General features: G+C 25.2%; 11 protein-coding genes. All 11 read left to right on the forward strand.

Translation table 11 applies throughout. The features are described from left to right. The first annotated feature begins 82 nt into the window (after nucleotides 1-82). Nucleotides 83-967, forward strand: a complete 885-nt coding sequence (locus BMW96_RS03765; RefSeq protein WP_092352653.1) for an NAD-dependent epimerase/dehydratase family protein — start codon at nucleotides 83-85, stop codon at nucleotides 965-967. Next, nucleotides 964-2148, forward strand: a complete 1185-nt coding sequence (locus BMW96_RS03770) for a glycosyltransferase family 4 protein (RefSeq protein ID WP_092352655.1) — start codon at nucleotides 964-966, stop codon at nucleotides 2146-2148. Before BMW96_RS03765 ends, BMW96_RS03770 begins: the two co-directional genes overlap by 4 nt. After that, the gene (locus BMW96_RS03775; RefSeq protein ID WP_157796135.1) at nucleotides 2120-3163 is read left to right on the forward strand and encodes a glycosyltransferase family 2 protein; all 1044 of its coding nucleotides are present in this window, start codon (nucleotides 2120-2122) and stop codon (nucleotides 3161-3163) included. Before BMW96_RS03770 ends, BMW96_RS03775 begins: the two co-directional genes overlap by 29 nt. Continuing rightward, nucleotides 3160-4287, forward strand: a complete 1128-nt coding sequence (locus tag BMW96_RS03780) for a glycosyltransferase family 1 protein (RefSeq protein ID WP_092352659.1) — start codon at nucleotides 3160-3162, stop codon at nucleotides 4285-4287. The genes BMW96_RS03775 and BMW96_RS03780 overlap by 4 nt, the downstream gene beginning before the upstream one ends. Further along, complete coding sequence (locus BMW96_RS03785; RefSeq protein WP_092352661.1) at nucleotides 4288-5568, forward strand: hypothetical protein; 1281 nt, start codon at nucleotides 4288-4290, stop codon at nucleotides 5566-5568. It begins immediately after the preceding gene. Further along, nucleotides 5565-6653 carry a glycosyltransferase family 4 protein gene (locus BMW96_RS03790; protein WP_092352663.1) on the forward strand — a complete coding sequence of 363 codons (1089 nt, stop codon included), beginning with the start codon at nucleotides 5565-5567 and terminating at the stop codon, nucleotides 6651-6653. Before BMW96_RS03785 ends, BMW96_RS03790 begins: the two co-directional genes overlap by 4 nt. Before the next feature lie 16 nt (nucleotides 6654-6669). Continuing rightward, nucleotides 6670-7653, forward strand: a complete 984-nt coding sequence (locus tag BMW96_RS03795; RefSeq protein WP_092352665.1) for a glycosyltransferase — start codon at nucleotides 6670-6672, stop codon at nucleotides 7651-7653. Nucleotides 7654-7776: 123 nt separating this feature from the next. Then, nucleotides 7777-8781, forward strand: coding sequence for a glycosyltransferase family 2 protein (locus BMW96_RS03800; protein WP_092352668.1), 1005 nt, complete (start codon nucleotides 7777-7779; stop codon nucleotides 8779-8781). Between the two features lie 170 nt (nucleotides 8782-8951). After that, nucleotides 8952-10028: a polysaccharide pyruvyl transferase family protein gene (locus BMW96_RS03805; protein WP_157796134.1), complete on the forward strand. Its 1077-nt coding sequence runs from the start codon at nucleotides 8952-8954 to the stop codon at nucleotides 10026-10028. Beyond that, complete coding sequence (locus BMW96_RS03810) at nucleotides 10025-11545, forward strand: oligosaccharide flippase family protein (RefSeq protein WP_092352672.1); 1521 nt, start codon at nucleotides 10025-10027, stop codon at nucleotides 11543-11545. The genes BMW96_RS03805 and BMW96_RS03810 overlap by 4 nt, the downstream gene beginning before the upstream one ends. Continuing rightward, nucleotides 11545-12687 (forward strand): Coenzyme F420 hydrogenase/dehydrogenase, beta subunit C-terminal domain, encoded by a 1143-nt coding sequence (locus BMW96_RS03815; protein WP_092352674.1) that lies wholly within the window; start codon nucleotides 11545-11547, stop codon nucleotides 12685-12687. The genes BMW96_RS03810 and BMW96_RS03815 overlap by 1 nt, the downstream gene beginning before the upstream one ends. The last annotated feature ends 241 nt before the right edge of the window (nucleotides 12688-12928 follow it).

Consider the following 12928-nt stretch of genomic DNA (forward strand, 5'->3'; position numbering starts at 1 on the left):
ACATTAAATATTAAAATGAAATTAAGAGTTAGCATTATTAATCATGATAACATGATAATAAAATAATGAAAGGGGATAGTTGATGACAAAAAGAGTATTGATAACTGGAGCAAATAGCTATATTGGAACATCATTTGAAAAATATATAAAAGAAAACTATTTGGATAATTTTAAAATAGATACTTTAGATATGTTAAATCCTAAGTGGAGAGAATATGATTTTTCAAGATATGATTCTATATTCCATGTAGCTGGAATAGCTCATGTTGATGTAGGTAAAGTAAGTGAAAAGAAAAAACTATTACACTATAAAGTTAACTGCGATTTAGCATATGAAACAGCACTGAAAGCAAAAAAATCTGGAGTAAAACAGTTTATTTATATGTCATCAATTATTGTATATGGTGAAAGTGCACCATATGGTAAAATGAAGATTATTACTAAAGATACTAAACCTAAGCCAGTTAATTATTATGGAGCTAGTAAGTTACAGGCAGAAATAAAATTATCATCTTTACAAGATAATTGTTTTAATATTGCTGTAATCAGATCACCAATGATATATGGACCTGGTAGTAGAGGAAACTATCCAATGCTTTCGAAGATGGCACAAAAGCTACCATGTTTTCCAAATATAAAAAATCAAAGAAGTATATTGTATATAGAGAATTTATGTGAGTTTATTAAGTTATTAATATTGAATAATAATTATGGAATCTTTTATCCACAAAATAAAGAGTATGCAAGTACAACAACAATAGTAAAAATAATCAACCCCAAGATAAAAATATTAAGTATATTAAATTTTGGGGTTTTTATTAGTTCTAAGATACCAGGAAGAATAAGCCGACTTTGTAATAAGGCATTTGGAAGCATGTTATATGCTAAATCAATGAGTATCTATGATGAAGAGTATTGTCGTTATGATTTAGAGGAATCAATTCAAAGAACTGAGGTGATTAAATGAAAAAGGCAGTTATAATAGCATCTGTTGCTTCTATGATTGACCAGTTTAATCGAGATAATATAAATCTTTTGCAGAAACTTGGATATGAAGTTAGTGTTGTATGTAATTTTGAACATGGTAGTTCTACATCAAATGAACAAGTTAAAAAGTTAATGACGGATTTAGATAATTTAAAGATAAAGCGTTATCATGTACCAATTCCTAGAAGTATGTTTGATATTAAGAATATGATTAAATCCTATTGTTTATTAAAAAAACTGTCTTTTGATAAACAGTATGATTTAATGCATTGCCATTCACCTATTGGTGGTGTTGTGGCAAGATTGGCTTTTAAGAAATCTCATCAACAAGGAACGAGGGTAATATATACTGCTCATGGTTTTCATTTTTACGATGGTGCGCCTTTGAAAAATTGGATAATTTTTTATCCAGTTGAGAAACTGTGTTCTAAATTGACAGATTGTATAATTACAATTAATAAAGAAGATTATAAAAGAGCTAAAGAAAAATTTTGTGTTAAAGAAGTCGAATATATTCCAGGAATTGGAATACATGTTGAAGAAATTCAAAATATATATACTGATATAGAAAAGAAAAAGACTGAATTTAGTATTACTAATGAAAAGATTCTTGTATCAGTAGGAGAATTAAATAGTAATAAAAATCATGAAATAATTATACGAGCTTTAGCATTATTAAAAACAGATACAAAATATAAATATATTTTGTGTGGAAAAGGTGATAAAGAAGAATATTTGAAAGATTTAGTTAAACAGCTAAATCTTCAAAATAAAGTTATTTTTGCTGGATATAGAAATGATATAAAAGAGATTTTAAAACTTGCTGATATATTTTGTTTTCCATCATATCGGGAGGGACTATCTGTTGCATTGATGGAAGCTATGGCTATTGGATTACCTGTAATCTGTTCAAGAATAAGGGGTAATATAGATTTAATTGATGAAAATAAAGGAGGATTGTTTTTTGATTCAAATGATATTATTGAATGTTTAAACTGTATAGAAGTGTTATTGGGCAATGAAAAAAAATGTAGTGATTATAGTTTATATAATTTAATAAAGATAAAAAAATTTGATATTAATAAAATAAATTTTTTGATGGAAAAAATTTATTTGGGGAATGGAGAAAGTTATGATCAGTGTTATAGTACCAGTTTATAATGTAGAAAATTATTTGGGAAAGTGCTTAGATTCACTTATAAATCAAACATATAAAGATATTGAGATTATTTGTATCAATGATGGTTCAACTGATAACAGTTTAAATATTTTAAGGGAATATGAGCAGATGGATAGTCGCATTATAATTATTGATCAGAAAAATGGTGGGTTATCAAATGCAAGAAATATTGGTTTAAAGGAAGCTGCTGGTGAATATATTATGTTTGTAGATAGTGATGACTGGATTGATTTGGAAACTTGTAAAAAAGGTTTGGATGTGATGTTAAAATATTCTACAGATATAGTTATGTGGTCATATATTAGAGAATATGGAAATAAATCACTACCCAAAAGTATATTTGATAATGATATCTATTTTGATAAAAAGGATACTAAGGAAAAAATATATAGGAGATTGTTTGGATTATACAAAGAGGAATTATCACAACCTGAAAATGCTGATGCACTAGTTACAGTCTGGGGAAAATTGTATAAAAGTGAATTGATATTAAAGAATAATATTAGATTTATAGATACAAAAAAAATAGGAACGTGTGAGGATGCATTATTTAATATGGAAGTATTTAAAAATGTAAAATCTTCTTATTTTATAAATAGCTGTTTTTATCATTACCGAAAGATTAATACTTCAGTTACTTCGCGTTATCGAGAAGATCTATATATTAAATGGGATAATTTATATGAATTAATGAATAAGCAGATTGAAGATAATGATCTAGGATTAATTTTTAATGAGGCATTATCAAATAGAATTGCTTTGAATATGATTGATTTAGGACTAAATGTTACATATAGTAATAAAAATACTAGAGATAATTGTTATGAGTTAAAGAAAATTTTAAAAAATTCTAAAGTTAGTAAAGCTGTAAAAAATATGGACTTACAATATTTTCCAATTCACTGGAAAATATTTTTTTATTTCATAAAAAGAAATCTGATATTTCCTGTTTATATGATGCTGATTATAATGAACAAATTGAGAGGTATAATATGAACAAGCCTATTAGAGTATTGAATTTATTTACAATAATGAATCGTGGTGGAGCAGAAACTATGGTCATGAATTATTATCGCAACATAGATAGAAATAAGATTCAGTTTGATTTTTTAGTTCATAGAGAAGAAGAGGGAGCATATGAAAAAGAAATACTAGAACTTGGCGGAAGAATATATCGAATGCCACCTATATATCCTAAAAATTTTTCTTTATATAAAAAGAAGATCAAAGAATTCTTTAAAGAGCATCCAGAATATAAAATAATTCATTCACATATGTCAGAATTAGGTTATTTTGCATTTAAAGAAGCAAAACGGCAGAATATTCCAATTAGAATTTGTCATGCTCATAATGCTCCCCATGGTTTTGATTTAAAAATGATAGTAAGAAATTATTTTAAATATGCGATGATACCCTATGTTACTCATATGTTTACATGCGGTAAAGAAGCAGGGGATTGGCTTTTTGGAAAAGAAAATTCACTAAATGTAATCATGTTGAATAATGCTGTAGATGCAAAAAAGTTTATATATGATTTTGAACTATCAAAAAAATTAAAAAAAGATATGAATCTTGAAAATAAATTTATCATTGGACACATAGGGAGATTTACTAAACAAAAAAATCATGTGTTTTTAATAAATATATTTAATGAAATTCAAAAAATGGATAAATCAGCAAGATTAATATTGGTAGGCATGGGTGAAGAAGAAGATAGGATTCGTAATAAAGTAAAATCGTTAAAATTAGAAGAAAAGGTAAAGTTTTTAGGTGTACGCAATGATATCCATCAATTGATGCAGGTCTTTGATGTTTTTTTATTTCCTTCTTTATTTGAGGGATTACCTGTTACATTAATTGAAGCACAGGCTGCTGGATTACCTTGTATTATTTCTGATAATATTACTGATCAATGCGTTATAACTGATATGGTAAGAAAAGTATCTTTGGATAAATCAGCAATTCAGTGGGCAGAAGAATTAGTTGAATTTAAAGACTGTGCTAAAAGAAAAAAAACTTTAGATTTAATAGTAAAAAATAAATTTGATATTAAAGAAAATGCACAATGGCTCACTAATTTTTATCTAAAAAGTATAAATAATTTATCGGAGATAAAATAAATGCTTTTTTTTATATGTATACTCATATTTGAAATGGTAATAACTGATTTTTTGCCTGCAAATATGAAAAATGATAGTACTGCTATAACCTGCATTTTAATAAACAGTTGTGCCATAATATTCCTACTTTCAAAAAGTCAAAAATATTATAATGATGGAAAAAAATCAAATTTTGAATTTTTAGTAATGATTTCTTATATTTTGCGAGTTATTTTTATGTTTTGGGATAAATACTGTCGAAATATCTTCATTTTTCCTAATAGTGGGTTAGATACAGGAACATTTGATCATGCTGCAAGAGCATTTTTATCAGGAAAATCAGTCGATGGATATGGAAGAATACTAGGATATATATATAAACTGTTTTATCCAAATACATTATGGGGGCAGTATATAAATATTTTAGCTGCAATCTTAACAATATACATATTAAAAAAAATACTAGATATGTTAGATATTCATCTGAAATACAAAAGTATTGGTGCTTATTTAATTTGTTTTTTACCAAATTATCTTATTATGTCTGCTATATTATTAAGAGAAAGTTTTATTACATTGTTTTTAGCAGTTAGTATCTGGCAGTTTTTAAAGTGGTGGAAAAGTGGTAATAAACTAAATTTAGTTCTATCACTTGTTGTTTGTTATGGGGCTGTATATTTGCATACTGGAACAATTGCATATGCAGTAGCAATTATCATAATTTTTATTTTAACAAATAATAAAAAACGTGAATTTCAAATAACTTTAAAAAATATTTTTATATTGATTTTATTTATAATTTGTTTTTTTATTTATTATTCTAATTCAAGTGATGATTTTGGATATCTTAGTGGTGTTAATTCAGTCTCAGATATTTCAAATAAAGCAGCATCAATGAATAGTGGTGGTTCAGGCTATTCTATAAGCATTGTACCAGATGATACAATGCTGGGAATGATTATTAATAGTCCGTTTAGGATTTTTTTCTTTTTAGCTTCACCACTGCCATGGTATTGGAGAGGTATAAATGATATTATAGCGTTTTTATTTAGCGCTTTTTTTTATACAATAAGTATTTATTATTCATTTAAAGCAATAAAATTAACATCAAAAAATAAAAATATCATCATTTGTTTACTGATTTTTGCAATATCATCAGCATTTATATATTCATGGGGGGTATCCAATGCTGGAACTGCTTTACGACACAGGGATAAATTTTTACCAAACTTTATTTTACTTTTTATTATAGCTAGTGATGCAATCGTTTCAAAAAGATTACAATTAGGGAGTAAACAATGAAAAATATATGTTTTTTAGAAGGAGATATTTCAAGAAGTGGCGGCACTGAAAGAGTAACGTCAATTATCGCTAACGAACTAGCAAAAAGAAAAGATGAATTTAATATATTGATATTAAGTATCTGCAAAAGAAATGATCAGTTATTTTTTTATTTGGAACCAAATATAAAGATAACAACAGTATTTGCTCAACCTGATTATAACGGAAAAAAAGAGTTTTTTAAAATTGTATATAAAATTAGAAAGTTTTTAAAAGAGAACAGTGTAGATATCTTAATAGATGTGGATACAATCCTTGATATTTATGGAATTCCTGCTACTAGATTTAATAAAACTAAAATTGTATCTTGGGAACATTTTAATTTTTATGAAAATTTAGGTGTTAAATTAAGAGATTATGGAAGAAAACTGGCAGCTAAATATTCGGATGTAATAGTTACTCTTACAAAGGAAGATAAAAATTATTTTAAGCAAAATCTGAAGATAAAACATAATATATATACAATTTATAATCCGCTTATCTTAACTAAAAAAAATAATGATTATGATTTAAACAGTAAAATTATATTAAGTGCAGGGAGACTAACATATCAAAAAGGTTTTGATATGTTAGTTGAAGTAGCTAAAGAAGTATTAATGCATAACGATGAATGGAAATGGATTATTTTAGGTGAGGGAGAAGATAGAAAAAAATTAGAAACACAGATTCATAAATATGGATTAGATGGAAAAGTTATCTTAAAGGGAAATGTAGAGGACATAGACAGCTTTTATGATAAGGCTTCTATTTTTGTATTGACATCTAGATTTGAAGGTTTTGGTTTGGTATTAACAGAGGCAAAGACTTTTAAACTGCCATGTATTAGTTTTAAGTGTAAAGCTGGTCCAAATGAAATTATTTTAAATGATGTAAATGGATATTTAATTGAATCTTTTGATTTAAATGAGATGGCAGAGAAAATAAGATATTTGATAAATAGTGAATTAAAAAGAAAACAATTTTCTGATAATGCATTAAATGATACTGAAAAATTTCAATTAGACTTTATAAAGAAACAGTGGATTGATTTATTAAATAATCTTTAATTAATAGGAGATTGATATGGATAATTTAAAGATGATTTCAATTATTGTTCCTATATACAATGTAGAAAAATATTTAGATAAATGTTTAGAAAGTATAGTTAATCAAACATATAAAAATATGGAAATTATTTTAGTAAATAATGGTTCAACCGATAATTCTTTAACTATAGCAAAAAGTTGGCAGTATCAAGATAACAGAATAAAAGTTTTTTCAATAGATAATAAAGGTGTTTCGTATGCAAGAAATTATGGAATAAAAGTTTCCAACGGTAATTATATAGCATTTGTTGATTCTGATGATTGGATTGATAGAGACATGTATGAAACCTTGATGAATGGAATTGTTGAGTATGATGCAGATATTGCTCAATGCAGTTATTATATAAACAGTAAAAATAAACAGGTTTTAATAAAAAAAGGAAAAGAAAATTTATTGTTAAATAATACTGAAGGAGTAATAAATGTTTTAACTGCAGATATCTTTTTTCCTGCAATATGGAATAAACTTTATAAAAAGAAAATTATAACTGAGAATTTTAAAAAATTAAATATAGCAGAGGATCGTTTGTTTAATATTGAAGTATTTAAAAACGCTAAATCAAGTATTTATATAGATGAATGCAAGTATCATTATTATCAAAGAAATGATTCTGTTATTCATCAAAAATTTAGTGAAAAGAATCTTGATGTTTTAAAAAGTTATCAAATTATCAGCAGTATAATAAAAAAAGAGTATCCACTATTTCTTGATTTAGCACTTAAAAATGAAATAATAGAGTGTTTTGTACAACTAGGGTCGATATGTTTAGAGAAAAAAGTAAATAATTTTATAAATGAAAAGAACTATATTTTAGATAGACTTAATGATTTATACAAGACAGGAATAAAAAATAAAACGTTAGGAATTCATTATCGACTACTGTTAATAGTTTATTGTATTAGTAGCAGCCTATTTATATTTTTTTTAAGATGTCTATTTATGATTAGGATGGGAAAATGATTGGAAAAAGAATAAAAAGTAAATTGATAAATTTGATGAATCATTAATATTAAAAAGATTAGATGGGTATTGGTTATTTTAAAGCAGTATGATTGATTTTAATAAGTTAGAGGAGTTAAATAAATGAAGTTTAGTATAATAATGCCTGTTTATAATGCAGAGAATTATGTTGATAAGGGGATAATGTCAATTGTTAATCAAACATATAATAATTGGGAATTAATTATTATTGATGATGGATCAAATGATAATACTTATAATGTTTGTAAAAAAATGATATTTGATCCTAGAATAAGATTATTTAGGATAAATAATTCAGGACCATCATATGCTAGAAACTATGGATTAGATAAATCAGATGGTGATTATATTCTATTTTTAGATAGTGATGATTATTTTGAGATAAATGCACTAAATATTTTAAAGGGAGAAATTGAAAAAAATAATTCAGAGTTGATTTTTTTTGCAAACTACACAGATAAGTATAAAAACAATAATTATATTATTGAAAAAAATAATTCAATAAAAGAAGTAGTTTATAAAAATAATAATGATTTAAAAAATGATTTTATAAATTTATTTCAGTATTCATATATCTATCCTGTATGGAATAAAGTTTACTCAAGGAAAATAATTGATAAATATAATGTAAGATTTCTAGAGTCAATAAAATTTGCAGAAGATCTAGTTTTCAACATGAAAATATATCCTCATATAGAAAAGGCTCAAATAATAAAAGAAGCATTATATCATTATGTAAGTAGGGAAAATGAAAGTATAACAACTAGTTTTAATATTAATCGATTTGAACAGTTAAATACAATGTATAACTATTGCATTACAGTTATAAAAAAATGGTGTCCTAAGGCTATAAACCTTTTTTCAAATAATTATATTTTAGAAGTTAGTGTATGTATGAATAGTTTGTTTAATAAAGATTCAATACTAAAAAACAAAGAACGAAGAACATTTATAAAACATATGGTAAATGATAAACGTGTTAGAGCAGTTATAAAAGAAACGACTCTTATTGGAAAACGAAATATATTGATTGGAAAGTTGATAATGTTTCATCAGATAGATTTATTGTATATGATTGCTAAATTATCACGTACGTCATTTAGATAGATAAAATATGCAAAATAGAAGATTGCTATAGTTTCAGCATTATATAAATATAATATTTTTAGATATATCTTTCGCTGAAATATAATTAAATGAAATGTAAAAACAGTTATAAAATTGTTGATTATTTATAAATATTTGATATTTTAAAGTGTAATATTTTGGAGGAAATGATGAAAGCTGCAATAATAACCATACAAGATATTAATAATTATGGTAATAGACTACAAAACTATGCTACTCAATATGTTTTAGAAAAAAAAGGATATAAAGTGATTTCATTGATGAATAGTAATCAGAGTGGGAATGTATATATAAAAGGAAAGGTTAAATATTTGTCAGGGCTATATCACTCAACTTTTTTTGCAAAATATATAAAACATGATATGAGATTATATAATTTTATATTATTTGATAAAAAAAATATTAAATTTTCTAAAGAATTTTATAATAAGTCAAAGCAATATAAAAATTTAAATAAAAAATATAATTATTTTTTTGTTGGAAGTGATCAGGTTTGGAATAGTAGTTTCCACCATGCTAAAAGATTAGATTTGTTAGAAGATATAGATTATGATAAATCGATATCATTAAGTGCTTCTGTTGGTGTTTCTAAGCTTAATGATAAAGATATTAAAAGTTTTGAGAAAGCATTGCCTAATATTAAATATATATCTGTTAGAGAAGATAAAGCAAAAGAATTATTGCAGCCATTTACTAAATCAAAAATTGAGGTTCTTATTGATCCAACAATGATGCTTACAGCAAATGAATGGGAAAAGTTAGAAATAAGACCTAATTTTTTTACATATAAAAATTATGTTGTTGTCTATTGTTTAGGGAATATGTCTGTTGAAAGAACAGCATTTATTAACAGAATTGCAAAAGAAAATAATTATGAAATAATAGATTTAATGAATTCTAGTGATATTGCATATACAAGTGGACCAAGTGAATTCTTGTATTTAATTCATCATGCAAAATTAGTCTGTACTGATTCATTTCATGCATGTGTATTTTCTATTTTATTTGATACACAATTTTATGTTTTTGAAAGAGAAGATAAATTAGAATCAATGAACTCTAGAATTGAAACATTATTAAATAAATTTGCTCTTAATGAACATAGAAAAAAAGACTATATTGAATATTCAATTAATCATGATTATACAAACGCATATAAAATTTTAGAAAATGAAAGAAAAAAATTTAATTTATTTTTAGATAATTGTTTTGGTGATGAAAAATGAAAATAAATCAATTAAAAATGGGTGTAGTATTGTCTTATATAACAATGTTTATTCATAATATTATCAGTATTTTATATACCCCTATAATGTTACGATTATTGGGGAAGAGTGAATATGGTTTATATCAACTGGTATTTTCTGTTGTTAGTTATTTGGGTCTGTTAAGTTTTGGTTTTGGCAGTGCCTATGTCAGGTTTTATTCAAGATATAAAGTTAAGAATGATGAAGATGGTATTGCTAGGTTAAATGGCATGTTTATTACTATTTTTTTAATTATTGCTTTAATTAGTATTGTATCAGGAAGTATTTTAGTATTTAATATTGAAACGATATTTAAACAGGGTTTGACAGGTTCAGAAATTGACACTGCTAGAATATTAATGATTTTAATGGTATTTAATTTAGCTGTTACTTTTCCATCAAGTGTTTTTGATTCATATGTAACTGCTCATGAATGTTATTTTTTTCAAAGAGTTATTGGGCTGTTACAAACAGTACTGAATCCTTTTTTAACTTTGCCATTACTTTTAATGGGCTATAAATCAATTAGTTTAGTTACTATTACTACTGTTTTAACACTTGGTAAATTTATCATGAATATATATTACTGTAGAAAAAAGATTAATATGAAATTTAGGTTTAAAAATATTCAGTTTTCATTATTAAAAGAAATATGGATATTTTCTTTTTTTATCTTTTTAAATATGATTGTTGATCAAATAAACTGGAGTGTTGATAAATTTATTTTAGGTATGTTTGGTGGAACTGTTGCAGTAGCAGTATATGCAGTTGGCGGGCAAATAAATAGTATATATATGAGTTTATCAACATCAGTCTCGTCAGTATTTATTCCTAGAATAAATACGATTGCAGCTGACAGTAATGATAACAGACAGCTTACAGATATTTTTACTAGGGTTGGAAGAATTCAGTTTATAGTTTTAGCATTGATATTATTTGGATTTATTTTATTTGGAAAATATTTTATTTCTATATGGGCAGGAAATGGATATGAGCATGCATATTATGTTGCTTTACTTTTAATTATTCCTGTTACTGTACCATTGATTCAAAATCTTGGAATTGAGATACAAAGAGCAAAAAATATGCATAAATTTAGATCAGTTGTTTATTTTATTATTGCAATTGGAAATGTATTATTAAGTATTCCCTTAACTAAAGTATATGGTGAAGTTGGGGCAGCATTAGGAACTGCAATAACAATGATATTGGGAAATATTATTATAATGAACTGGTATTATCAGGCACGAGTTAAGTTAGATATGAAATATTTTTGGGGTAATATTTTTAAATTATTTCCAGCAGTATTAGCAAGTTTTGGGACTGGATTAATAGCATTAAAATTAATAACTTTAAATTCAGTTATTGATTTTGTTATTGTAGGATGCATATATGTATCAGTTTATTTGATTTGTATGTATTTATTTGGATTAAACAGTTATGAAAAAGGTTTGGTTAATGGAATGATTAGTAAGGTTTTAAGGAGAAGAAGATAATGATTGAAATCAAAGATAAATCAAAATGTTCAGGATGTCATTCCTGTATGAATATATGTCCTAAAAACTGTATTGAAATGAAAGTAGATGAAGAAGGATTCTGGTATCCAGAAGCTGATAAAGAAAAATGTATTAAGTGTGGAATATGTAAAAAAAGCTGTCCTATCTTAAATGATATGAGTATCCAAAATAATCCCAAGGCTTATGCATGTTATAATAAGAATGAAGAGATAAGAAAAGAAAGCTCATCAGGTGGAATATTTACATTACTAGCATCTTATGTTATTGATAATGATGGAATTGTTTTTGGGGCTGCGTTTAATCAAAATTTTGAAGTTGAGCATATAGAAATAACAAATGAGCAGGATTTAAGTAAATTACGTGGATCTAAATATGTTCAAAGCAAATTGGGAAATACATATTTAAAAATCAAGAATTATCTTAATCAGGGCAAATTAGTATATTTCAGTGGGACACCATGCCAGATTGATGGATTATTATGTTTTTTATGTAAAAAATATGATAATTTGATCTGTCAGGATATTGTATGTCATGGGGTACCATCACCTAAGGTTTGGAAACATTACCTGAAACAATTTAGCTTAGAAAAAAATGCTAGTATATTGTTTAGAGATAAAAGTACAGGATGGGATAGTTATAGTTTTACAATCAAACAAAAAAATAAATTTACACAATTGTTTAATAATAATGAATATATGAAAGTATTTTTAAAAGACTTATGTTTAAGACCATCATGTTATAACTGTCACAGTAAATCATTACATCGAAACAGTGATATAACACTAGCAGATTTTTGGGGGATAAAAGAAGTATGTCCAGAAATGTATGATAACAAGGGAATATCCCTTGTTTTTATTAACAGTAAAAAAGGAAAACAGTTATTTAATAAGATTATAAAAGATATAAAATATCAGGAAGTAGATATTAATGAGGCAATTAAATATAATCCTTCATTTTTTAAATCTGCAAATATACCAGAAAAAAGGGAAAACTATATGAATAATATATTTAATAATCAGTTTGATAAATATTCTAAAAAATATACTAAATTGTCTATCTGGTTATATTTAAAAATATTTATGTATAAAATTTTATCAGTTACTAATTTTTTGAAAGATTGACTAAATAAAGAATCAATAAAAACGAAACAATAAAATGAAAATCTTAATAACATACTATTATTAGAAAACATTAGTAATGATAAAGAGAGAATAAGTCCATTTTTACAAATCCAAACTATACAAGTATGATATTGATAGTAATAAATACATATTATGAAGAAGTTTAGAAGTAATATCACATTTTATTTTGTATATAATAATGAAGGATAAAATATCATATTGCAGCAATAGACCAATTTAG

Origin of the sequence: Thomasclavelia cocleata, from assembly GCF_900102365.1 — a bacterium.
GTDB lineage: Bacteria > Bacillota_I > Bacilli_A > Erysipelotrichales > Coprobacillaceae > Thomasclavelia > Thomasclavelia cocleata.